20 protein-coding genes, 1 pseudogene and 1 other annotated feature are annotated in these 24622 nt (G+C 54.0%); of the genes and pseudogenes, 9 read left to right on the top strand and 12 right to left on the bottom strand.

Going from position 1 to position 24622, the window contains the following annotated elements:
- Window positions 1-49: 49 nt before the first annotated feature.
- On the top strand, window positions 50-844 hold the full coding sequence (locus tag ACH0VJ_RS20270) for a TraB/GumN family protein (protein ID WP_000421861.1): 795 nt from the start codon (window positions 50-52) through the stop codon (window positions 842-844).
- A 201-nt stretch (window positions 845-1045) separates the two neighbouring features.
- Window positions 1046-1525 carry a Cys-tRNA(Pro)/Cys-tRNA(Cys) deacylase YbaK gene (gene ybaK, locus ACH0VJ_RS20265; RefSeq protein ID WP_000186618.1) on the top strand — a complete coding sequence of 160 codons (480 nt, stop codon included), beginning with the start codon at window positions 1046-1048 and terminating at the stop codon, window positions 1523-1525.
- 116 nt (window positions 1526-1641) lie between these two features.
- Here ybaK and ushA read toward each other — a convergent pair.
- A pseudogene (gene ushA / locus ACH0VJ_RS20260) lies at window positions 1642-3294 on the bottom strand (bifunctional UDP-sugar hydrolase/5'-nucleotidase UshA).
- A gap of 172 nt (window positions 3295-3466) precedes the next feature.
- Between ushA and ACH0VJ_RS20255 the strand changes: the two are divergent.
- Window positions 3467-4687 carry an MFS transporter gene (locus ACH0VJ_RS20255; protein ID WP_001251593.1) on the top strand — a complete coding sequence of 407 codons (1221 nt, stop codon included), beginning with the start codon at window positions 3467-3469 and terminating at the stop codon, window positions 4685-4687.
- 214 nt (window positions 4688-4901) lie between these two features.
- Window positions 4902-6578, top strand: a complete 1677-nt coding sequence (gene ybaL, locus ACH0VJ_RS20250) for a YbaL family putative K(+) efflux transporter (RefSeq protein WP_000546211.1) — start codon at window positions 4902-4904, stop codon at window positions 6576-6578.
- Between the two features lie 48 nt (window positions 6579-6626).
- Here ybaL and gsk read toward each other — a convergent pair whose 3' ends face one another.
- Window positions 6627-7931: an inosine/guanosine kinase gene (gene gsk, locus ACH0VJ_RS20245; RefSeq protein WP_000671592.1), complete on the bottom strand. Its 1305-nt coding sequence runs from the start codon at window positions 7929-7931 to the stop codon at window positions 6627-6629.
- Between the two features lie 152 nt (window positions 7932-8083).
- On the opposite strand from gsk, the gene aes reads away from it, so the two are divergent.
- A complete protein-coding gene (gene aes / locus ACH0VJ_RS20240; protein ID WP_000801787.1) occupies window positions 8084-9055 on the top strand; it encodes an acetyl esterase in 972 nt (323 codons plus the stop codon).
- Here aes and hemH read toward each other — a convergent pair.
- The 8 genes from hemH to ACH0VJ_RS20200 all read right to left on the bottom strand — a co-directional run bounded on the left by hemH (window position 9052) and on the right by ACH0VJ_RS20200 (window position 17333).
- Window positions 9052-10014 (bottom strand): ferrochelatase, encoded by a 963-nt coding sequence (gene hemH / locus ACH0VJ_RS20235; protein WP_001250077.1) that lies wholly within the window; start codon window positions 10012-10014, stop codon window positions 9052-9054. The genes aes and hemH overlap by 4 nt on opposite strands.
- Window positions 10015-10242: 228 nt before the next feature.
- Complete coding sequence (gene adk, locus ACH0VJ_RS20230; RefSeq protein ID WP_001220237.1) at window positions 10243-10887, bottom strand: adenylate kinase; 645 nt, start codon at window positions 10885-10887, stop codon at window positions 10243-10245.
- A gap of 357 nt (window positions 10888-11244) precedes the next feature.
- Entirely contained in the window at window positions 11245-13119 is a 1875-nt protein-coding gene (htpG, locus tag ACH0VJ_RS20225) for a molecular chaperone HtpG (protein ID WP_001523272.1), read from the bottom strand.
- Window positions 13120-13229: 110 nt separating this feature from the next.
- Entirely contained in the window at window positions 13230-13835 is a 606-nt protein-coding gene (recR, locus tag ACH0VJ_RS20220) for a recombination mediator RecR (RefSeq protein WP_001195023.1), read from the bottom strand.
- Complete coding sequence (locus ACH0VJ_RS20215; RefSeq protein ID WP_000467098.1) at window positions 13835-14164, bottom strand: YbaB/EbfC family nucleoid-associated protein; 330 nt, start codon at window positions 14162-14164, stop codon at window positions 13835-13837. Before ACH0VJ_RS20215 ends, recR begins: the two co-directional genes overlap by 1 nt.
- 45 nt (window positions 14165-14209) lie before the next feature.
- Window positions 14210-16138 carry a DNA polymerase III subunit gamma/tau gene (gene dnaX, locus ACH0VJ_RS20210; RefSeq protein WP_000121967.1) on the bottom strand — a complete coding sequence of 643 codons (1929 nt, stop codon included), beginning with the start codon at window positions 16136-16138 and terminating at the stop codon, window positions 14210-14212.
- Window positions 14813-14877 (bottom strand) — a sequence feature (DnaX frameshifting element). It overlaps the preceding gene by 65 nt.
- A gap of 113 nt (window positions 16139-16251) precedes the next feature.
- Entirely contained in the window at window positions 16252-16803 is a 552-nt protein-coding gene (apt, locus tag ACH0VJ_RS20205; protein ID WP_000127350.1) for an adenine phosphoribosyltransferase, read from the bottom strand.
- Between the two features lie 152 nt (window positions 16804-16955).
- The gene (locus tag ACH0VJ_RS20200; protein ID WP_001189860.1) at window positions 16956-17333 is read right to left on the bottom strand and encodes a DUF454 family protein; all 378 of its coding nucleotides are present in this window, start codon (window positions 17331-17333) and stop codon (window positions 16956-16958) included.
- A 68-nt stretch (window positions 17334-17401) separates the two neighbouring features.
- Here ACH0VJ_RS20200 and priC point away from each other — a divergent pair, with 68 nt between their 5' ends.
- The 3 genes from priC (at window position 17402) to ACH0VJ_RS20185 (ending at window position 19103) form a co-directional block, all read left to right on the top strand.
- A complete protein-coding gene (gene priC, locus ACH0VJ_RS20195; protein WP_001519637.1) occupies window positions 17402-17929 on the top strand; it encodes a primosomal replication protein N'' in 528 nt (175 codons plus the stop codon).
- Between the two features lie 13 nt (window positions 17930-17942).
- Window positions 17943-18110, top strand: a complete 168-nt coding sequence (rsmS, locus tag ACH0VJ_RS20190; RefSeq protein WP_000051159.1) for a pleiotropic regulatory protein RsmS — start codon at window positions 17943-17945, stop codon at window positions 18108-18110.
- A 69-nt stretch (window positions 18111-18179) separates the two neighbouring features.
- Window positions 18180-19103 carry an Rpn family recombination-promoting nuclease/putative transposase gene (locus ACH0VJ_RS20185; protein ID WP_031622068.1) on the top strand — a complete coding sequence of 308 codons (924 nt, stop codon included), beginning with the start codon at window positions 18180-18182 and terminating at the stop codon, window positions 19101-19103.
- A 41-nt stretch (window positions 19104-19144) separates the two neighbouring features.
- On the opposite strand, the gene mscK is transcribed toward ACH0VJ_RS20185, so the two are convergent.
- Entirely contained in the window at window positions 19145-22507 is a 3363-nt protein-coding gene (mscK, locus tag ACH0VJ_RS20180; RefSeq protein ID WP_000178249.1) for a mechanosensitive channel MscK, read from the bottom strand.
- Between the two features lie 118 nt (window positions 22508-22625).
- Complete coding sequence (gene acrR / locus ACH0VJ_RS20175) at window positions 22626-23279, bottom strand: multidrug efflux transporter transcriptional repressor AcrR (protein ID WP_000101755.1); 654 nt, start codon at window positions 23277-23279, stop codon at window positions 22626-22628.
- Window positions 23280-23420: 141 nt separating this feature from the next.
- On the opposite strand from acrR, the gene acrA reads away from it, so the two are divergent.
- Entirely contained in the window at window positions 23421-24614 is a 1194-nt protein-coding gene (gene acrA / locus ACH0VJ_RS20170) for a multidrug efflux RND transporter periplasmic adaptor subunit AcrA (protein WP_001039202.1), read from the top strand.
- Window positions 24615-24622: the final 8 nt, after the last annotated feature.

Here is a 24622-nt window from a genome sequence, read left to right as displayed (position 1 = left end):
CGCCCTTTTCTCCAACGCGCTAGCATGAGCTTTTTCAAAGGGAGCGCGTATGGAGCTATTAAATCAACTTAAACGTTTATGGCGCGCGCTGCGTGGTACCCCAAATAGTTGGCCTGCTATCGATCTCTCCCTGCCCGGCGGTCGTCATCTGCATCTGGTTGGCAGTATTCATATGGGGACACGCGATATGGCTCCTCTTCCAGCAAAGCTGGTGAAAAAACTACGCCAGGCCGACGCGCTGGTCGTTGAAGCGGATATTTCTGGTAACGAAACGCCATTCAGCAATCTCCCCAAATGCCCGCCGTTGGTCGAACGTCTCAGCGCCGGGCAGCTAAGCGCACTGGAAAAACGGGTCAGTGAGTTGGGTATGCCGCTGATCCATTTTGATAATCAACCTTTATGGCAGATAGCTATGGTGCTACAGGCCACGCAGGCGCAACGGCTGGGATTGCGCCCGGACTATGGCATTGATTATCAGCTATTACAGGCTGCCCGCGAAATGTCGCTGCCGGTGCAAGAGCTGGAAGGGGCGAAACACCAGCTCGAACTACTATGCGATCTGCCCGATGGCGGGATGGCGCTGCTCGACGACACGCTGACGCACTGGCACACCAACGCACGGCTTTTGCAGGTGATGATCGGCTGGTGGCTTGAACAGCCGCCGACCAGCGTCGGCGCTTCGCTCCCCAGAACGTTTAGCCAACCGCTGTATGATGTACTGATGGTGAAACGCAATGAAGCCTGGCGCGACGCGCTGCTGGCACTGCCGCCGGGACGCTACGTGGTAGCCGTAGGGGCGCTACATCTGTACGGCGAAGGCAACCTACCGCAAATATTGAAATAAAAAAATGGCCAATATCGCTATTGGCCCGTCAAAGAGGAATTTCATCGTTATTATTATCCCGACGCTTTCGCTTCGGATCTTCAGATTGTCGCTCAAAGTTGCCGCAACTGCCAAGACCTAATGCACAAGATTATACTATTTTTTAGTCCGCTTTCGGGCGTATGCTGATGGCAAATCACGTCTGTAGTAAGAAGGAACGTTATGACACCCGCAGTTAAGTTACTCGAAAAAAACAAGATTCCGTTTAACATTCACACCTACGATCACGATCCGAATGAAACTAACTTTGGCGATGAAGTGGTGCGTAAGCTCGGGCTAAACGCCGATCAGGTGTATAAAACGCTTTTGGTTGCCGTGAATGGCGATATGAAGCAACTGGCCGTCGCCGTGACGCCTGTAGCCGGACAGCTGGATTTGAAAAAAGTCGCCAAAGCTCTGGGCGCGAAAAAGGTCGATATGGCCGACCCGATGGTGGCGCAACGCACCACGGGATATCTGGTCGGCGGGATCAGTCCGCTGGGACAGAAGAAACGGCTGCCCACGCTGATTGACGCGCCTGCCCGCACGTTTGCCACTATTTATGTTTCCGGTGGTAAACGCGGGCTGGATATTGAACTGGCGGCTGACGATTTGGCCGCCATACTGGGTGCTAAATTCGCTGATATCGCGCGTCGGGATTAAGCCTGCGTAAAATACATTGCCGGATAGCGGCGCAAACGCCTTATCCGGCCTACAGCAGACATAATCCGTAGGCCTTAAGGCTGCGCGCCATCAGGCAGTGATGGCTATCCGTACCGCTACAGCCAGCTCACCTCGCCTTTTGGCGTAAACGCCGCCGCATCCAGCGGTGAATTCTGCTGAATAAACTCTTTCAGCACTTCCGCGTCAATAAACCCGGTATTCACGTATCCCGGTTTGTTATCGATGCGCGGATAACCATCGCCGCCCGTGGCGTTGAAACTCAGCGTCGCCATGCGGTAGGTTTTGGCCGGATCAACAGGCTCGCCTTTGATTTTCAGATCGGTGAGCTTGCCCTCTTTGGCGACAAAGCTCACATTGGCGAACTGTGGATAGGCGCCGGAATCCGGTTTCATCTGCGCTACGGCGGTGAGATAATCAACCACCTCTTTACCGCTCATATCGGCATACACCACAATGTTGCCGAATGGCTGTACCTTGAGCACGCTTTTATAGGTAATATCTCCCGCCTCAATCGAGTCGCGAATACCGCCGCCGCTCATCACGCCAAAATCGGCGCCGGTGCGCGCGATCTGCGCAGCCAGAATCACCCGTCCCATATTGGTCTGGACAAATCTGACCTTACTGCGATCGCCTTCAAGAAGGCCATTCACGCTACCAATTTTCACCTCCAGTTGCGCTTTACCTTTATTCTGGAACGGCGTTAATAACGAGAGCATTTGCGGATTTTCGGCGATTTCCGGCGTGTAAAGTACACGCTCGCTTTTCCCGTTATCCCAGGTCACTTTTTTCTTGAGATTTACCGGAATAAGCTGGTAGTTAACCATTTTCATCTCGCCGTTACGGAATTCGAAATCCGCGCGGCCCACATATTTACCCCACTCATGCGCCTGCACGATCCAGATGCCATTTTGCTTATCCGGCGCGCAGGGCGTTCCCGGTACGTAATTCACCTGTTTTTTATTTTCCGACGCCATGCATACCGGGTCTTGTGAGTGACCGCCCACAATCATCGCCAACGAACCGGCAGGCAGGCTACGCGCCATCTCAACGTCGCCCGGCGCGTTCGAACCGTGATCGCCGTTGTCATAATGTCCCATATGCGTGGTCGCGATAATCACGTCCGGTTTTTCATTCATATTAAGTTCCTGAATCACCACCTTTGCTTCTTCAGCAGGTTTACGAAACTCAATATCGGTGAAATATTCCGGGTTGCCTATTTTCGCCGTGTCATCGGTGGTTAAGCCGATTACCGCGATTTTTATATCCTAGAGTGTAAAAATAGCCCACGGCTTAAACAGACGCTCGCCGGTACTTTTTTGATAAATATTGGCGGAAAGAAAGGGAAACTTCGCCCACTTTTCCTGCTGGCGCAATACGGTGAGCGGGTTATCAAACTCATGATTACCGACGGCCATAGCGTCGTAGCCAATCAGATTCATCCCGCGGAAATCAGGCTCCGCATCCTGGAGATCGGATTCCGGCACCCCGGTATTAATGTCGCCGCCGGATAACAACAGGACGCTTCCCCCCTCTTGCGCCACCTCTTTACGGATACTGTCCACCAGCGTTTTTTGCGCCGCCAGACCATATTCGCCATATTCGCTGCGCCAGAAGTGACCGTGGTGATCGTTGGTATGCAGGATAGTAATTTTATAGGTTTTATCTTTTTCGTAAGCCTGTGCAGGCTGAGTCGTCAGCGCGAACGCCGCCAGTAACGCCAGCGCCACACCCCGTTTCAAAAATTTCATCTTTCTCTCCCTGACTCAATATCAACCGCAGAAATTACCTTTCCTTGCAATAATAGACAAATATGTTTTCAGAATTGAGACTTCCTTCAAACACATTTCACAGGTATGTTAGGCAAGTAATAATTACACATCCTACTATCTCCAACATCGCATAAAATTTAAGTGACTTTCTATGGCCATGAGTGAACCAACCCAGCCGTTAGCCGGCGCGCCCGCAGCGGCCGCTAAAGCACGTACTTCGTTTGGTATTTTGGGCGCGATCAGTCTTTCCCATCTGCTGAACGATATGATCCAGTCGCTAATCTTAGCCATTTATCCCCTGTTGCAGGCGGAGTTCTCGCTGACCTTCGTCCAGATAGGTTTGATCACCCTGACGTTCCAGCTCGCCTCATCGCTACTGCAACCGGTCGTCGGCTACTGGACGGATAAGTATCCCATGCCGTGGTCGCTGCCTGTCGGCATGTGTTTTACCCTGAGCGGGCTGGTACTGCTGGCAATGGCGGGAAGTTTTGGCGGCGTATTGCTCGCTGCGGCGCTGGTGGGCACCGGCTCGTCCGTTTTTCACCCGGAATCGTCCCGCGTGGCGCGCATGGCCTCCGGCGGACGTCATGGTCTGGCGCAGTCTATCTTCCAGGTCGGCGGTAACTTCGGCAGTTCATTGGGCCCGCTGCTGGCCGCCGTGATTATCGCGCCCTATGGCAAAGGGAATGTCGCCTGGTTTGTGCTGGCCGCGCTGCTGGCGATCGTGGTGCTGGCGCAGATCAGCCGCTGGTATGCAGCCCAGCACCGGATAGCGAAAGGCAAGCCAAAAGCGATAATCGCTAACCCGCTGCCGCGCAATAAAGTCGTGCTGGCGGTCAGCGTGTTATTGCTACTCATTTTCTCGAAATATTTTTATATGGCGAGCATCAGTAGCTACTACACCTTTTATCTGATGCAAAAATTCGGATTATCAATACAAAACGCGCAGCTCCATCTGTTTGCCTTCCTGTTTGCGGTGGCTGCCGGGACGGTAATCGGCGGGCCGGTGGGCGATAAAATCGGCAGGAAATATGTGATTTGGGGCTCTATTCTCGGCGTCGCGCCGTTTACCCTTGTTTTACCCTACGCCACGCTGTACTGGACGGGGATTTTAACGGTGATTATCGGCTTTATTCTCGCGTCGGCGTTTTCCGCCATTCTGGTGTATGCCCAGGAGTTGCTGCCAGGACGCATCGGTATGGTTTCCGGCCTGTTTTTCGGGTTTGCCTTCGGGATGGGAGGCCTGGGCGCAGCGGTGCTGGGGCTGATTGCCGACCATACCAGTATCTATTTAGTTTATAAAATCTGTGCTTTCCTGCCGCTTCTGGGGATACTGACCATATTCTTACCTGATAATCGACATAAAGCGTGATTTTATGGCGGTTAAAGGTACGCTTTAACCGCCTGTACATCCCGATGCCATCATGCTTTGCCCATCCCATACTTATCACTTTTCCGTTCCGTGCTCTTTTTACCGTCAGATTGTATTTTTTTATAAAACACAACCATTTTTTATAAACATCCTGATTGAAATTGTCATAAACTATTACCCGGAGTTTTGGAGTCCAGCAACCAAAGGAGACGGAATGCATCACGCTACCCCGCTTATCACCACCATTGTCGGCGGCCTTGTGCTCGCTTTTATTCTCGGCATGATTGCCAACAAATTGCGTATTTCTCCACTGGTGGGATATCTGTTAGCGGGCGTTCTGGCGGGACCTTTTACCCCTGGTTTTGTTGCGGATACCAAACTGGCGCCGGAGCTGGCGGAGCTCGGCGTGATTCTATTGATGTTCGGCGTCGGGCTGCATTTTTCGCTGAAGGATTTGATGGCGGTAAAGTCTATCGCCATTCCCGGCGCTGTCGCTCAGATAGCGGTGGCGACGCTGCTGGGTATGGCGCTTTCCGCCGTGCTGGGATGGTCATTAATGACCGGCATCGTTTTTGGGCTCTGTCTGTCTACCGCCAGTACCGTCGTCCTGCTGCGCGCGCTTGAGGAGCGACAACTCCTTGATAGCCAGCGCGGACAAATCGCCATCGGCTGGCTGATTGTTGAAGATCTGGTGATGGTGCTGACGCTGGTCTTGCTGCCCGCCGTTGCCGGCATGGTGGAAAAAGGCGATGTCGGCATAGCCTCGCTGACGGTCGATATGGGGATAACCATTGGTAAAGTGGTGGCGTTTATCGCCATCATGATGCTGGTCGGACGCCGCCTGGTGCCGTGGATTATGGCCCGCAGCGCCGCCACCGGCTCGCGCGAATTATTTACCCTTTCCGTACTGGCGCTGGCGTTAGGCATTGCGTTTGGCGCGGTAGAACTGTTTGACGTCTCTTTTGCGCTGGGCGCGTTCTTCGCTGGAATGGTGCTTAATGAGTCGGAACTGAGTCACCGGGCGGCGCACGATACGTTGCCGCTGCGCGACGCCTTTGCCGTCCTGTTTTTTGTTTCCGTCGGCATGTTGTTCGATCCGTTAGTCTTGATTCAACAGCCGCTGGCGGTGTTGGCGACACTTGCCATTATCGTCTTTGGTAAATCGATCGCTGCGTTTTTCCTGGTGCGTATGTTCGGCCACTCGCCGCGAACCGCGCTGACCATTGCCGCCAGCCTGGCGCAAATCGGCGAGTTCGCCTTTATTCTCGCCGGACTCGGCATGGCGCTCAACCTGCTGCCGCAAGCGGGACAGAACCTGGTGCTGGCAGGCGCTATTTTGTCGATTATGCTTAATCCCGTACTGTTTACCCTGCTGGAGAAGTATCTGGCGAAAACCGAAACGCTGGAAGAGCAAACTCTGGAAGAGGCTATCGAAGAAGAGAAGCAAATTCCGGTGGATATCTGTAATCATGCCCTGCTGGTGGGTTTTGGCCGCGTAGGCAGTCTGCTGGGAGAAAAATTACTGGCGGCGGGGATTCCGCTGGTGGTTATCGAAACGTCCCGTACCCGCGTGGATGAACTGCGCGAACGCGGGATTCGCGCCGTGCTGGGCAACGCCGCTAACGAAGAAATCATGAATCTGGCGCATCTGGAATGCGCCCGCTGGCTGTTATTGACCATCCCCAACGGTTACGAAGCCGGTGAGATTGTCGCCTCAGCGCGGGAAAAAAGCCCTGATATCGAGATAATCGCCCGCGCGCACTATGATGATGAAGTGAAATATATTACCGAGCGGGGAGCCAATCAGGTAGTGATGGGCGAGCGAGAAATTGCCCGGGCGATGCTGGAACTGCTTGAAACGCCGCCCGCGGGTGAAGTCGTCGCCAGTTAAGGGTTTGCCGGGCGGCCCGATGCGCGCAGCGCCATCGGGCAAGCCAGATTAGCGATCCCAGTACGACTCTTCCAGGCTGTCCTCACGCTCCGGCAGCCCGCGTGTCAGACGCGGAGAATGCTGGTTCAGTACCTGATAACTGACACGGTTAGCATATTTACACACCTGCGCCAGCGACGAATAGGTCAGCCAGGTGAATTTGTGCTTACTGGAGTTCGGTACGTTGCTACGATGGTAACTGTTCGCCGTAATATCGTGCAGCAGCGCCGCCAGCGCGCCATCGCCCGCGCCGTTGGTGTTCATGATTTTTTCCGGCCCGCCCATATACGGCGCAATATGCGAATAAACGCGCAGCGGATTAATACAATCTTTATGGCGCATTGCCCGGCTAAATTCATACTGGTTAAATTCAGCAATAGCCCCCGGCAGCAGCGGATGCTGGGTTTTACGTTTTGCTTCCTCTTCGGTGAAGCCTGCCATATATAACCCTATCGGTCCGGCGGTGCATAACACCAGGTCGACCCAGTCCAGCGCCTTATCCGCCGCCAGCAGCGGGTCGTTTTCGCCGGTCAGCGCTTCCGCTTCTTCTTCATTCATTGCCAGAATCGAGACATTCTCTTTGAGAAACGCCTGCCACCACTGCGGATTATCGGCGATCACAAATTTGGTGCCCAGCGTCATGACAACCGGCACGTTATGCTTTTTCGCGTATTCGATCGCTTTCATCGTCGCGTCAGGCATCGGTTCGCCAGGCTTACAGCGCACCAGATATGAGGTCAACACCAGCGCGGAAGCGCCAGCGATCACCGCTTCCGGAATACTTTCCGCCCGTAACTGATTCATATGGCCGGGGCTGATAGCGAAGGTACGCTCGCCGGATTCGCCAATCAGCGTGAAACAGCGGCCAATCGGGCCATCTACCGCTTGCAGATAATTCAGGTCGGTACGGCTGGAAGTATTACACAGGTAGCGATAAGCGTAGCTGCCAATCTCAATGTTGCTGCACATCACGCCCAGTAACACCGAACGGTCATCCGCCAGTACCGAGTAATTATGCATCGTATTGCCTATAGTGCCGCCAGCAAACTGATGGGTGATCAGATTTTCCCGCGTCAGTTCCTGATACAGCTTCTCCGCCACCTCGTCTTCTATCACCAGAGAATGCCCGGCGCTTAATCCATAGCGTGTAATAAAATCGTCATCCACTTTCGCCTCAATATCCACCAACGTCTGGTCGATACCGACGACCCAGGAGGCGTTGGTTTCCTGTTCTGGCTGAATTTGTTGCAACAACGGGTCACGCGCATTGACGGGAAAATAGTGTTTGGATTTACGTTTACCGGGAAATTTCATGATTGTGCTTACGGATGAATAACGGAGCGCTGCATGGTAGCACATTCCCCCTGCTGCGCGCGACGGACGATGGCGTTTCAATATCGGACGACGAGATCGCAGTTTCTCCAGCCGCGTTTTTTACAATGGTTCACTTTCACAAGGAGCGTTTTATGAAGCCGGAAAATAAAATTCCCGTACTCACCCGACTGTCTGACGAAATGACAGCCGTCGTAAACTTCCAGCAACCAGGCCTTCCCCCCTGGCCTGCCGATGGCGATATTGAGACCCAGCGTCAGTATTATCTTCTTGAGCGCCGTTTCTGGAATGCCGACGCGCCGTCCATGACCACCCGCACCTGTGCCGTCCCTACGCCTTATGGCGATGTAACAACCCGGCTCTACTCGCCGCAGCCGACCAGTCAGGCCACTTTATACTATCTGCACGGCGGCGGATTTATCCTCGGTAATCTGGATACGCATGACCGGATAATGCGTCTGCTGGCGCGTTATACCGGCTGCACCGTGATCGGTATTGATTATTCGCTGTCGCCGCAAGCGCGTTATCCGCAGGCCATTGAAGAAACCGTCGCGGTATGCAGCTACTTCTCTCAACATGCCGATGAATACTCGCTCAACGTGGAGAAAATCGGTTTCGCCGGGGATTCCGCAGGCGCCATGCTGGCGCTTGCCAGCGCGCTCTGGCTACGTGATAAGCACATTCGCTGCGGTAACGTTATCGCGATTCTGTTGTGGTATGGGCTGTATGGGTTGCAGGACTCGGTAAGCCGCCGTCTGTTCGGCGGCGCGTGGGACGGCCTGACGCGTGAAGATCTGGACATGTACGAAAAGGCCTATCTGCGTAACGAAGAAGATCGGGAATCGCCCTGGTATTGTCTGTTTAATAACGATCTCACGCGCGATGTGCCGCCCTGCTTTATTGCCAGCGCGGAGTTTGATCCGCTCATTGATGACAGCCGCTTGCTGCACCAGACATTACAGGCGCACCAGCAGCCCTGCGAATACAAAATGTATCCCGGCACGCTGCACGCCTTTCTGCACTATTCGCGAATGATGACAATCGCCGACGATGCCTTGCAGGACGGCGCACGCTTCTTTATGGCGAGGATGAAGACGCCGCGTTAACGGTACGGCGCCGTGAGTTTCAGCATCATATCAATATGTTCCGGCGTCGCGTTCAGCGCCGGAATGTACGCATATTTTTTACCGCCCGCTTCAAGGAAAATCTCGCGGTTCTGTTCCGCTATCTCTTCCAGCGTCTCCAGACAATCCGCGGCAAATCCCGGACACATGACCTGAATATGGCCAGTCCCCTTTTCACCCAACATTTTTAGCGTTTCATCGGTGTACGGCGTCAGCCACGGTTCACGGCCAAAGCGCGACTGGAACGTCATCATTACCTTTTCCAGCGGCAGCCCCAATGCGGAAACCAGTTCGCGCGTGGTATCGCGACAGCGCTGCGGGTAGTCATCGCCTTCATCCGCATAACGTTGTGGAATGCCGTGATAAGAGAGCAGAAGCACATCCGGCTCGCCGTGTCTGGCGAACGACTCACGCGCGCTTTTCGCCAGCGCATCGATATAAGCGCCGTCATCCGCGTAATCGCGAATAAATGAGATACCGGGAATACGACGTTTACGCGCCAGTATCCGCCCCAGTTCGTCCCAGACTGCGCCCACCGTTGAGCAAGAGTATTGCGGGTACAACGGCAGCACGACGATATGGTCGACGTCGCTTGCTAACAGTTCATCGACAGCGCTTTCCAGCGAGGGCGAGCCGTAGCTCATCCCCAGCGCGACGGGCGTGTCTGGCAACCGCGCGGCCAGCGCCTGTTGCTGTTCGCGGCTATATACCATGAGCGGCGAACCGCCATCCATCCAGATAGATTGATAGAGTTTCGCGACGCGCGGCGAACGCAGCGGTAAAATAACGCCACGCAGCAGCGGCCACCACAGCAGACGAGGAGTATCCACCACGCGTCTGTCGCTTAAAAATTGTTTCAGGTAGCGCTTTACCGCTTCAGGAGTTGGGGCATCTGGCGTGCCAAGGTTAGCCAGCAGGATACCGGTTTTCGTCTGACGCATTGCCGCCTCTTATCTATTCAAATTGTTGATAATTGTAGCGGAAAAGTGATAAAGAAGAACTAATTGCTGCGAGAGGTAAGACGAGAATTTGCCGAATGGCGCTAACGATGCCAGTAGGCCAGATAAGGCGTTCAGGCCGCCATCCGGCACCGATTGCCTGATGGCGCTACGCTTATCAGGCCTGCGGGATAATGGCAGGCCTGATAAGCGGTTCACTACGCGAAAAAATTAACCGAGGATTTTTTCCAGCGCTGCGCGCACGTCGGCAACGGCCTGCGTACCGTCAACTTTAGCGTATTTGGTGTTGCCCGCTTCCGCTTCTTTCTGATAGTAGCCAATCAGCGGCGCGGTCATCTGATGATATTCCACCAGACGTTTGCGAACGGTCTCTTCCTGATCGTCTTTACGGGTGGTCAGATCTTCGCCGGTGACGTCATCTTTGCCTTCCACTTTCGGCGGATTAAACTTAACGTGGTAAACGCGGCCAGAGGCGGCGTGTACGCGACGACCCACAATACGGTCAACGATCAGTTCGTCCGGTACGTCGAATTCCAGCACGTAATCCACCACAATACCCGCTTCTTTCATCGCGTCAGCCTGCGGGATCGTGCGCGGGAAACCGTCCAGCAGAAAACCGTTACGGCAGTCTTCCTGGGCGATACGCTCTTTAACCAGCGCAATCACCAGTTCATCGGTCACCAGTTTACCGGCGTCCATGATATCTTTCGCCTGTTTGCCCAACTCGGAGCCTGATTTCACTGCGGCGCGCAGCATATCGCCAGTGGAGATTTGCGGAATACCATATTTCTCCATGATGAACTGAGCCTGAGTTCCTTTACCCGCGCCCGGAGCGCCAAGCAGAATAATACGCATTACGAAAATCCCCTCAAAGGTTGTCGATATTTTTTAAAAAGCGCTAAACGATACCACCATCACGCATTTCGCTCAAGGAAGCCGCCTGATGCTGAAACGGTTAACGAAGAGAAATCGAGAAAAGAGAAGGTATTATAAAAAATGCCGGATGGCGCTGGCGCTTATCCGGCCTACAAACAGTACTCGCCCGTAGGCCGGATAAGACGCTTCGCGTCGCCATCCGGCAGTCACAAAACAGTACCCGTCCGTAGGCCGGATAAGATGGTTCGCGTCGCTATCCGGCAGTCACAAAACAGTACCCGTCCGTAGGCCGGATAAGACGTTTCACGTCGCCATCCGGCAATCAGATGAGCGTTATCAGGACACCAGCAACTGGTTCATACGGCGGATAAACTGGTTCGGATCTTCCAGCGTACCACGTTCAGCGAACAGCGCCTGATCCAGCAGCAGCTCGACCCACTCTTTAAACTGCGCTTCATCCTCGGTATCGGCAGTGCGTTTAACCAGCACATGATCCGGATTGAGCTCAAAGATGTATTTCACTTCCGGCACGGACTGACCGGCCGCGGCGAACAGTTTCGCCATCTGGGTGCTCATTTCATCCGCATCGGTGGTGACAATCGCCGGCGTGTCGGTTAAACGATGCGTCAGACGCACCTCTTTCACGCGATCGCCCAGCAGGGTTTTGACACGCTCCACGAACGGCTCAAGCGCCTTTTCCGCTTCTTTCGCGTTTTCGTCGACTTCATCCGCCAGTTTTTCGATGGACTCATCGGCTTTAGCGACCGACTGGAATGCTTTACCGTCAAACTCGGTCAGGTAGTTCATCATCCACTCGTCGATGCGATCGGAGAGCAGCAGCACTTCGATGCCTTTCTTACGCAGCAGCTCCAGGTGCGGGCTGTTTTTCGCCGCCGCATAGCTGTCTGCGGTGATGTAGTAGATTTTTTCCTGCCCTTCTTTCATCCGGGAGACGTAATCTTCCAGCGACACGGTCTGGGCGGAAGAGTCGGTATGGGTGGAGGCAAAGCGCAACAGTTTAGCGATCGCTTCCTGGTTGGCGTGATCTTCCGCCGGGCCTTCTTTCAGCACCAGACCGAACTGTTTCCAGAAGGTTTGGTATTTTTCCGCGTCGTCTTTCGCCAGTTTTTCCAACATTTGCAGAACGCGTTTGGTCAGAGCGCTACGCAGATTACGCGTTACCGTGCTGTCCTGCAGGATTTCACGGGAGACGTTCAACGGCAGGTCATTAGAATCAATCAGGCCGCGCACGAAACGCAGATAGTTCGGCATGAACTGCTCGGCATCGTCCATAATGAACACGCGCTGTACGTACAGCTTCAGACCATGTTTGTGATCGCGGTTCCACAGATCCCACGGCGCCTGCGACGGGATATACAGCAGGCTGGTGTACTCCTGCTTACCTTCCACGCGGTTGTGGCTCCAGGTCAGCGGATCGGTGAAATCATGCGCGATGTGCTTGTAAAACTCGTTGTACTCGTCGTCTTTAATTTCCGACTTGTTGCGGGTCCACAACGCCTGAGCCTTGTTGATTTTCTCCCAGGAAATCACGGTTTCGCCGTCTTTTTCTTCCCGTTTTTCAATCTCTACCGGCAATGCGATGTGATCGGAATATTTACTGATAATCGAGCGTACGCGCCAGTCATCGAGGAATTCATCTTCGCCTTCACGCAGGTGTAAGGTGATTTCCGTACCACGGTCATTTTTGGTGATATCGGCAACGGTGTATTCGCCTTCGCCTGCCGATTCCCAGAACACGCCATTTTCCGGCTTGTCGCCTGCCGCACGGGTACGTACGGTCACTTTATCGGCCACAATAAACGCGGAGTAGAAGCCTACGCCAAACTGACCGATGAGCTGGCTATCTTTCGCCTGATCGGACCCCATTGATTCGAGGAAAGATTTGGTGCCGGACTTGGCAATGGTGCCTAAGTGGTCAATCACCTCATCACGATTCATCCCCACGCCGTTATCGGCAATGGTCAACGTACGCTTATCTTTATCGAAAGAGACGCGCACACGCAGCTCGCCATCTCCTTCATACAGGTCCGGGTTTGACAGAGCGCGGAAACGCAGCTTGTCCGCCGCATCTGAGGCGTTAGAGATGAGTTCACGCAGGAAGATTTCTTTATTGGAATAAAGAGAATGGATCATCAGGTGCAGAAGCTGTTTAACTTCTGACTGAAAACCACGCGTTTCTTGTCCTTTCATGTGGATAGACCTCAACAATGCCATTTTTAATGGTAAAAATACGTTGAGGGTGAGATGGGGACAAGCGGGTGTGATTTCAAGCGGAGGCCGCGAATGCCGCCTCCGTTTGTTCAGAAAATAATCTTATGGCGTCCCGCCAGCGAGTGGGACAGCGTCGTACCGTCGACCATCTCCAGTTCGCCGCCAACCGGCACGCCGTGGGCGATACGACTGGCTTCGACGCCGGCCTCCGCGCACAGCTCGGCAATATAGTTCGCGGTAGCCTCCCCTTCAACCGTCGGGTTGGTCGCGAGGATCAGCTCACTAATTTTTTCTGACGCCAGCCGCTGTTCCAGACGATCGAGACCGATATCATCCGGCCCGATGCCGTCCAGCGGCGACAGGTGGCCCATCAGCACGAAGTAGCGGCCGGAAAATTGCCCGGTCTGCTCAATGGCGTAGATATCCGCAGGACTCTCCACCACGCAAATCTGGCCGTTTTCCTGACGCCGCGGGTTCGAACAGATATTACAAACATCCTGCTCGGTAAAGGTGCGGCAGTCGGCGCAGTGGCCGATTTCCGACATCGCCCGGGTCAGCGCCTGCGCCAGGCGCATTCCGCCGCTACGATCGCGCTGCAACAGGGTAAACGCCATCCGCTGCGCCGACTTAGGGCCGACGCCCGGGAGGCAGCGCAACGCTTCCATAAGCTGAGTTAACAGCGGACTGGTTTGCATCAGAATGGCATCTTAAAGCCTGGCGGCAGTTGCATACCGGAAGAGACGGAAGCCATCTTCTCTTTTTGCGTCTCTTCAATGCGGCGCGCCGCATCGTTGAAGGCCGCAGCGACCAGATCTTCCAGCATCTCTTTGTCATCTTCCAGCAGGCTTGGGTCAATTTCCACGCGGCGGCAGTTATGCGCGCCGTTGATGGTAACCTTCACCAGACCCGCGCCGGATTCGCCGGTCACTTCCAGCTGCGCAATCTCTTCCTGCATTTTCTGCATTTTTTCCTGCATCTGCTGGGCCTGCTTCATCAGATTGCCCAGACCGCCTTTTCCAAACATAAGCTCTCTCTCTTGATGGTTCACAATCGCAAGCCAGGCTTACGATCAAATGGGGCGGATACTCTCTTCATCCAGCTCGGCGTCGAAGAATCGACGCAGCGTCTGAATGTTATTATCCGCAATAATTGACTCACGCGCTTGCGCGAGTTTCTCTTCATAAATGGCCTGACGCCATTCCAGCGGCGTACGCACCGCGGGATTATCATCTTCAACGATGGTCAGTTCAACCGTCGTTCCCGTCAGATCGCTGAGCGCTTGCGCCAGCTTTTGCTGCGCGCCGCTGGAATTGAGGTGCCGCTGCGTCGAGCGCAGATGCAGACAAACCGCGTTGCCGTTCTGCTCCTTCCAGGCATTGAGCGCCACCTGCTCCACCAGCTTAGGCAAAGAAAGCTGGCTTACCTGCGCCGCCCACGGATCGCGCTCAATCGCTTCCGCCGCCAGTTTAGCCGCCAGCTCCGGCGTTTTTTCATGCTCCAGAGCTTTCTTAAGCGCTTTTGGCGTAGCCACCACTTCTTTGGTTTGTACTACCGGCGTGGTGGCCTTCCAGCGATAAGCCTCTTTCTTTACTGGCGCCGTTTCCAGCGCGGACGGCGCCGGGCGCGCCTGTACGCGCTCCGAAACCGAGGCCAGCCGCTCCAGCGCAGAGTTATTCACCGGCCGCGCGCGGGATGCGGCTGCCGGTTCACTCTTTTTTGTTTTGGTTACTCCCTGCGCGCGCTGTAGCTGATTGCGCGCCGCCAGCACCTGACTGGTAGACGCCGGCAGCGGCGCTGGCGATGTCTGCGGCGCGGGCGCCGACGGCTGCTGCACCTGCGGCGGCGTCATTACCGCCGTTGGGGCCACGGGCGCAAAAGACTGCCGCGGCGTTTCAGGCTCCGGCAAGGGCATACGCGGATGAAACGCCAGCGCACGCAGTAACGTCATTTCAACGCCCATCCGCCGGTCCGGCGCCCAGGGCAATTCTTTGCGACCAATCAACAACGTCTGATAATAGAGCTGAAGATCGCCGGGAGGCACCGTCCGGGCAAGTTCGCGCATCCGTTGCTCGATAGCCGCCATATCGCTGCCTAACGCGGCAGGCGAAAGTTGCACCATCGCAATACGGTGCAGCAGGCTAAGCATTTCGACCAGCAGCGCTTCCCATTCAATACCGCGCGCCGCCGCCTCGTTGATAAGCGACATGACGCGTTCGCCGTTAGCGTCAACCACCGCCTCGACTAATGACAAAGCCTGGTCGTCGTCCAGCGTACCGAGCATGGCGCTTACCGCCTGCGTCGAAACCTGCCCGTCGCCGCTGGCGATCGCCTGGTCAGTCAGACTTAATGCATCGCGCAGGCTGCCGTCAGCCGCACGTGATAACAACTGCAACGCGCGGGGTTCGTGAGCGATATGTTCCTCATTGAGAATATGCTCAAGCTGATGGCGAATCTGTTCAACATCCAGCGCTTTGAGATGAAACTGTAGGCAGCGCGACAAAATGGTCACCGGCAGCTTCTGCGGATCGGTGGTCGCCAGTAAAAATTTCACATGCGCTGGCGGCTCTTCAAGCGTTTTAAGTAGCGCATTAAAGCTGTGGCGCGACAGCATGTGGACTTCATCGATCAGATAGACTTTAAAGCGACCGCGCGCAGGCGCGTACTGGACGTTATCCAGCAGGTCGCGGGTGTCTTCGACTTTGGTACGCGATGCGGCGTCAATCTCAATGAGATCGACAAAACGCCCCTGCTCAATTTCCCGACAGTTATCGCAAACGCCGCACGGCGTCGCGGTAATACCGGTTTCGCAGTTCAGCCCCTTCGCCAGCAGTCGGGCGATAGAGGTTTTACCGACGCCGCGCGTGCCGGAAAAAAGATATGCGTGATGAATGCGCCCTAACGACAAGCCGTTCGCCAGTGCGGTCAGCACATGTTCCTGGCCGACGACGTCAGCAAAGGTTTGTGGGCGCCATTTTCTGGCTAAGACCTGATAACTCATTGGCAGGCTCTGAAACGCTGGAAGGTGGATTCATAGAAGGGTAATGCTAACACAACCTCGCCGATACAGCGAGGTTGTCTCTCTGGCTAAAATAGCAGTGCGAATAGCCTGAATCAATGCCCTGGAAACGGCACCAGGCTATAACAGGTAATCCCCTGCTTTTCCAGACGCTGCTCGCCGCCCAGATCGAACAAATTAATGATGAACGCCGCATCGGTGACTTTCCCGCCCAGACGACGGATCAGCTTCACGGTCGCCTCAATGGTGCCGCCAGTCGCCAGCAGATCGTCCACGACCAGCACGTTGTCGCCAGGTTTAATCGCGTCGACATGGATTTCCAGCTGATCGGTGCCGTACTCTAATTCATAGGTCTCGGCAATAGTTTCACGCGGTAATTTGCGCGGTTTACGTACCGGAACAAAACCAACGCCCAGCCCAAGCGCAACCGGCGCGCCAAACAGGAAGCCACGCGCTTCGGTGCCGACCACTTTGGTGATACCCGCATTTTTATAACGCTCAACCAACAGTTCAATACTGAGCGCGTACGCTTTCGGGTCTTCCAGTAAGCTGGTGACATCACGGAAAAGAATGCCCGGTTTCGGGTAATCCTGAATGCTTTTGATGCTGTTTTTGAGAAACTCAAGCTGCTGTGCAGTCGCGGTCATGGATATATGCCTGCTAAGTACGGTGTTACTCACGGCGCAATACTTTTCAGTCAGGGGTAACGCTCGGTTACTCTTTGACCGCCTGCGCCTGTGCTCGAAAACGGTCGAATTTACTGGCTGTGAACGACAATTGCAACAGCGATTCGTGTGCTTCAGCGCTTTTGTTGCTTTTCATCAATCACCGGTATCCGCCACATAAAAATCAGCAGGCAGGCCAAAATAACCAACAGCAGCACCCGCACCCACATCATATTCACCAGCCACAGCGAAATACCAAAGGTCAGCAATATCAACGCGATCGCTCGCGGTTTCGCTCCCGGCGGCATGGCCCGATAGCGCTGCCAGTGGCGCAGATAACCGCCAAACCATGAGCGGTATAACAACCAGGCATGGAAACGCGGCGACGAGCGGGCGAAACACCAGGCCGCCAGTAAAATGAACGGCGTAGTCGGCAACAGGGGCAAAACCACGCCCAATGTCCCTAATACTACCGCCAGCCAGCCAATGATGATTAAAATAGTACGTTGCATAATGCGAATCGTTATCAAACAGAAGGCTACTGTAGCACAGCCTGTCTTATTTTCATCGGGGTGTTGAATTGAAAACCGCTATGCTGTTACAGACGCTGGAAGAGAGGCTGGCGACGCTACGCCAACGCTGCGCGCCGCTGGCGCAACATGCGACGTTAAGCGCGCGCTTTGACCGACACCTTTTCCGTACCCGCAGTACTCTGTTGCAGGGATATCTGGAAGAGGCTGACGCCAATCTCGCCGCGTTGCGTCAGGCGGTAAAACATGAGCAACTGCCGCAAGTCGCCTGGCTGGCGGAACATCTGGCTTCGCAACTGGAGGCGATATCGCGTGAAACCGCCGCCTGGTCGCTGCGCCAGTGGGACACCGCCGCGCCAGGGCTTGGCCGTTGGCAGCGCAGACGAATACAGCATCAGGAGTTTGAACGTCGACTACTGGCGATGACACAGGAGCGCAAAATTCGTCTGGCGCAGGCGACCGGCCTTGTCGAACAACAAACGCTGCAAAAGGAAGTCGAGATCTATGAAGGACGGCTGGCGCGCTGCCGACATGCGCTGGAGAAAATAGAAAACGTACTGGCGCGTTTAACCCGTTAACTCTGGAGAAAGTATGTCGCTTGAAAATGCCCCTGATGAAGTCAAACTGGCCGTGGATTTAATTATGCTGCTTGAAGAGAATCGCTTACCGGCACGAACGGTGCTACGCGCGCTGGAAATAGTTATGCGTGATTATGAAAACAAGTTAAAAAGTACGGAAGACGACTCGCAAACAGAGTAATTGCCCGCTGGTTTGTCCTCGTTGTCGCTGACAGAGTGGTCGCTACCGTCAGGCAACAAGGGACAGGTCATGGAACGTCTACCCACCACGCCGCACGATGCGGTATTTCGACAGATGCTGATGCAAAAAGAGGTCGCCCGCGACTTTCTGGCTATCCACTTGCCAGAAGCCTTTCTTGCAATCTGCGATCTGGATTCACTGAAGCTGGAGTCAGGGAGTTTTGTTGAAGACAATTTACGCAGCCGCTATTCAGATATTCTCTACTCTCTGCATACCCAACACGGCCCCGGGTATGTTTACGCGCTCATTGAACATCAGAGCAAATCAGACCGGCTGATGGCTTTTCGCCTGATGCGTTACGCCATTGCCGCCATGCAGCGTCATCTGGATGCCGGCCATGATACCTTGCCGCTGGTGGTACCAATCCTCTTTTATCACGGTCCGGAAAGCCCGTGGCCCTATAGCCTTAACTGGCATAATATGTTTGTGAAACCGGATATGGCGAAGGCCTTATACAGCTGCGAATTTGCGCTGGTCGACCTGACGACAATGCCGGATAATCAGCTTTTGCAGCATCGGCGGATAGCGATGTTAGAGCTCCTGCAAAAACACATTCGTCAACGCGATTTAAGCGAACTGCTCGACCCCCTTATCACGCTTTTAACGCAGGATCATTTGACGGACGCGCAGCTCAGTGTGCTGATCAACTATATGTTGAAAGCAGGAAACGCCGCAGAACCCGGGGCGCTAATTCGTCAACTGGCGCAGGGCGCGCCGCAGTATAAGGAACAACTGATGACAATAGCGGAATGGCTGGAAGAAAAAGGCCGAACGGAAGGGTTGCAAAAAGGCCTTGAGCAAGGGTTAGCACAAGGCCGTGAGGCCGAAGCGCGCGCTATTGCCCGCAAAATGCTTGCCAACGGGCTGGAACCTGGGCTCATCGCCAGCGTCACCGGCATTACGCCGGAAGAGCTTTCTACGCTTTCGCATTAGCGGCGCCGCGCGCACTCATAAAGCGCGCAGCCCACCGCCTTTTAGCTTGCCGTAGGCGCCAGATCGCCGCCGTTGAGATCGCGCTTCACTTCAGTGACTTCGTCGCCCTTCGCGTTATGCAGATGCACCTCAAGCTGGTTAAAGGCGATATTGATATCATTTTCACGGCACAGTCGATCGATCGCGCGGTTCAGTTCATCCACCGTATGGCTACGATCGCGCAATTCACGCACGTACAGACGCAGTTCATGATCCAGAGTGCTGGCGCCAAAGGTGGTGAAGAATACGGCAGGTTCCGGATCGTGCATCACCTTCGGATGCTCCATCGCCGCCTGTAGCAGGACTCTTTTCACTTTCTCCAGATCCGAGCCATAAGCCACGCCAAGCCGGATCACCAGACGTGTCGTGGTATCGGAGAGGGACCAGTTAATCAGCCGCTCCGTTACGAATGCTTTGTTCGGAATGATCACTTCTTTACGATCAAAATCGGTAATAGTGGTGGCGCGAATACGAATCTTACTGACCGTGCCGGAATAGGTGCCGATCGTTACCGTATCGCCAATGCGTACCGGACGTTCGAAGAGGATGATTAAACCCGAGACAAAGTTACCGAAGATCTCCTGTAGCCCAAAACCGAGACCCACCGACAACGCCGCCGCCAGCCACTGGAGTTTATCCCACGAGACGCCGAGCGATCCGAATACTGTCATCGCGCCAACAGCGATAATGACGTAGTTAAGGATCGTGGTGATCGCATACGAAGCCCCCTGGCGCATATTCAGGCGTGAAAGCACCAGCACTTCCAGCAGGCCGGGTAAGTTGCGGATGAGCGCCCAGGCCACCATCGCGGCAATAATGGCAAATAGCAAGCTGCCCATCGTCACGCTTTTCACCACCGCAGCGCCAGCTTCGGAGCCGTTGTAGTGCCACAGCGTGATGCTATCAAGATAGCTGAATACGGTGATCAAATCGGACCAAATCGCCCAGAACATAACGCCAAACAGGGCAAGCATTAGCAGCATCGTGATACGTAATGTTTGCTGGTTAATCTGCTCCAGCGCGATGGTGGGTTCTTCCTGTGGCTCCGCCCCTTCCGCTCCCTCTTTTACCAGGTTCTGACGACGAGCCAGCGCGCGTCGCCAGGCAATCCGGCGCGCCGCTACACTTAACCCGCGCAGCACCGTTTGATAAAGCAGGTTCCAGATAATGACCAGATAGACGGTTTCAATCCAGCGCCCCGCCAGGCGCAGGGTGGTATAGAAATAGCCGGTCGCCGTTAATACCATTAACGCCACCGGAATGATGGAAAGAATCGTCACGGTCACCAGTCGAATGCCGTGAGATTCTTTATCGCGCCAGCTTTCCCGGCACAGTGGCCACACCAGCAATGTTATGACCAGCAGATTGAGGAAAATAACCGCCTGCCCCAGCACGTCATCCATCAGATTCAGCGGCGACAACTCCGCCACCACAGACCAAAAGTGCAGCGGCAGCAATGCGAGGCTAATGCGTACAATCTGGCGACGCCAGTGGCTGGTCAACTGCGCCGGCATACCAAAATGGCGTATCGCCACGCCCTCTTTTTCCAGCACCTTCCAGCACAGCCCAAAGACCAGCCAGAACATCGCGAGCTTTTTACTAAAGGCCCAGAGCAGATCGCTGATATTTAGCTGCATGGTCAGCAGGATCAGTCCAAGCGCGAGGATAATCAGGCACACCGGCAGCGCGCGGATCAGATCGATCAGAATAGCTTTTGGCGTATTGAGCTGACTATCGTTACGCAGCGATCCCACGGCGGCGGCCAGCTTCTGTTGATACGCTTTTAACCATTTCAGACGCCAGCGGATTAAACCGGCGATGAGCAAGAGCGGCAACCCGGCCAAAAAAGCAATAAATACCGCGGGCCAGGCTTTTTGCCAGTTCACCGTGATTTTCATGGCGCTGAATTGCTCTTTTAACGTTTGGGGGAACGCTTTAAGCCAGTCCCAGTCCATAGGGCGGTTACTGTTCACCCAAAAAATCTGCTGCGTCAGAATGGCTTTCAGATTTTTCGAGACGCTCATCAGCTGCTGCTGGTTAACTTGCAGGTTAATCGCCATCATCAGCTGGTTACCCAACTGTTTATTTAGCTGATCCAATAGCTCACGGCGCATCTCCACCACCTGAAGCAACGCATCATGAACTTCATCATTCACCTCGCTGGTATGCCCCTCCTCCAGCTTGTCGACAAAGGCATCGCTTTGGAATAAGGCATCACGCTGCTGGTTGATTTCAAACTGCTCCAGACGCAAATCCGCAATACGGTTGGTCATATCTTCGAGTTCGTCGGCGGAGGGCAGAGTTTGCTGCTGTTGATAAAGAATACGCGACAGCAACAGGCTGCCTTTTAAGACGGCAATCTGTTCTTTGATATTTCTTTCCGACTGCAGCGCGCGATCGAGCCAGTTTTTTACTTTAATGTTTTGCTGCATCAACATATTGCCGTTTTCGGTCGCGACAATCAGACGCTGGCTGAGTTGATGGTTAATATCCAGTTCCTGTTTTACCAGCGGGTTTGCCTGGATACGCGCCGTTTCGTCCGGCGAAATGGCCTCCTGGGCCGTTTTTTCCGTTAGCGTAAGTCGTTTACTGTTGACCGCCTCCTGTAAAAGTTGAAGCTGATGTTCAAGACGATTACTGTTGGCCGTCACGTAATCCCGCTGTTTTTGCAGGGTGTCCTGCAAAACGGTATTTCCTTCAAGACTCTTACGTTGCTGGTCGATCTGCGCATTAAGCAGCGCCTGTTGTGCCTGTAATAACACCTGTTGGCTGGGGCGAAGCGCGGCTTCGCCGACGTTATTGCCGTCCAGACGGTTACGGATTTGCTGTATTTGCTGTGAGGCGGTATACATGGCGTTTTGCACGCGCTCAGGCTGGGTCTGTAGCGAAACAAGCTGGCTGTTATAAGCGGCAAGATCGTTTTGCGAATTTTGCAAATCATCCAGTACCTGCGCCACGCGCAGCTCAAGCTGACGTAGCGAAAGCGCACTCAGCGTTTTTCGCATTTCATCATCATTATCGACGTCGCTCAGCGCATTCAACGCAGCCGTCGCCTGACGCATTTTTTCAGGCGCCTGCGCCACCTTCTGCCGTAGCTGTACGGTCTCCTCTTTCACCCGCTCGATTTTCTCCAGCGTAGCTAACGTATCAATAAGGTCCTGCTGGACGAGCTTATCCTGGGCGGAGAGATCTTTTTGCTTATTCAGCGTATCCAGCTGGTTTTGCACATCCGCTTTTGACGGCAGGTCGCCATTCGTTTGCCCCCGGGCAAATGCCAGAGACTGACAGGACAGCAGGATAATAAGGACGCTAATTGTAATAAAAACAAAATGCTGTGAACGTTTATAAAGCTGCAACATAGTCATGAGAATGAAGTGTCTGAACCGGCAAGCAGACCGGAAATAATTGAGTCGCAAGAATATCACGCCTGTAACAAACAGAATAGCGACACAGAAAATGTCCAGGAGTTTTCCTGGAATATTATCAGGGGGAGCCGTTGACCGTCGACGCGCGCAGCGTCGGACACAATTGATACATCTCCAGCAGGATCGTGACGTAGGCGCGAGCTTCTTTTTTTAAATCAAACGATTGCGGAGCAAATAACCAGTTTTCCATGAGCCCTGAAATAAAGCTGCGCATCAGTATCGCCGCACGACGGGTCAGCAGATTTTCAGGCAGCATTTTAGCATTAATACAATGTTTTAACGTTTGTTCAATCCGATCGTAACTTTCCAGACAAAGGCTACGTTGCGCCTGTTGAACCACAACCATTTCTCCGACAAACTCACATTTATGGAATATAATCTCCATCAATAAGCGGCGTCGTTCTTCTGTTACAGTAGCTTCAAGAATATGAACTAAAATTTCTCTTAATACAGATAGTGGATCGTCGGGGAATTTTGCCTGATACTCAATCTCAAGCTCACCAATATTGGATTCTGATAGCTCCCAGATCTCACTGAATAAATCCGACTTATTTTTGAAATGCCAATAGATTGCGCCGCGCGTCACGCCAGCAGCGTTCGCAATCTCCGCCAGCGAGGTTGCCGATACGCCTTGCTGCGAGAACAAACGCAGGGCCACATCCAGGATGTGTTGTCGTGTCTCCAGCGCTTGTTGTTTGGTTTTTCGTGCCATATGTCGGTGAATTTACAGGCGTTAGATTTACATACATTTATGGATGTATGTACCATAGCACGACGATAATATAAACGCAGCAATGGGTTTAAGGACCTTTGACCATTGACCAATTTGAAATCGGACACTCGAGGTTTACATATGAACAAAAACAGAGGGTTAACGCCTCTGGCGGTCGTTCTGATGCTCTCAGGCAGCTTAGCGCTAACAGGATGTGACGACAAACAGGACCAGCAAGGCGGCCAGCAGATGCCAGAAGTTGGGGTTGTCACACTAAAAACGGAACCACTGCAAATCACAACTGAACTTCCGGGTCGTACCGTTGCTTACCGTATCGCCGAAGTTCGCCCGCAGGTAAGCGGCATTATCCTGAAGCGTAATTTCGTTGAGGGAAGTGATATCGAAGCGGGAGTCTCTCTCTATCAGATTGATCCTGCGACCTACCAGGCGACTTACGACAGCGCTAAGGGCGATCTGGCAAAAGCGCAGGCCGCCGCGAATATCGCTGAACTGACGGTGAAGCGTTATCAAAAGCTGCTGGGTACGCAGTACATCAGTAAGCAGGAATACGATCAGGCGCTGGCTGACGCACAACAAGCGACTGCCGCCGTTGTCGCAGCAAAAGCCGCCGTTGAAACCGCACGTATCAACCTGGCGTATACCAAAGTCACCTCACCGATTAGCGGTCGTATTGGTAAGTCGTCCGTAACGGAAGGCGCGCTGGTACAGAACGGTCAGGCGTCGGCGCTGGCGACAGTGCAGCAGCTGGACCCTATTTATGTCGATGTGACCCAGTCCAGCAATGACTTCCTGCGCCTGAAGCAGGAGCTGGCAAATGGTTCGCTGAAACAGGAAAACGGCAAAGCGAAGGTCGACCTGGTGACCAGCGACGGTATCAAATTCCCGCAGTCCGGTACGCTTGAATTCTCCGATGTGACCGTTGACCAAACCACCGGGTCTATTACTTTGCGCGCCATCTTCCCTAACCCGGATCACACCTTATTGCCAGGAATGTTCGTTCGCGCACGTCTGCAGGAAGGGACAAAACCGACGGCATTACTGGTTCCACAACAGGGCGTTACCCGTACTCCACGCGGCGATGCCACGGTGCTGGTGGTTGGCGCTGATAACAAAGTGGAAACCCGCCAAATCGTCGCAAGCCAGGCGATCGGCGATAAGTGGCTGGTGACTGACGGGTTGAAAGCGGGCGACCGCGTAGTCGTCAGCGGGCTGCAAAAAGTACGTCCTGGCGCACAGGTTAAAGTGCAGGAAATTACCGCGGATAACAAACAGCAAGCCGCAAGCGGTGATCAACCTGCTCAGCCCAGGTCTTAACTTAAACA

Source organism: Salmonella sp. 2020_1459, from assembly GCF_043847915.1.
Taxonomy (GTDB): domain Bacteria; phylum Pseudomonadota; class Gammaproteobacteria; order Enterobacterales; family Enterobacteriaceae; genus Salmonella; species Salmonella enterica.
This window is presented reverse-complemented; position numbering and strand designations above follow the sequence as displayed.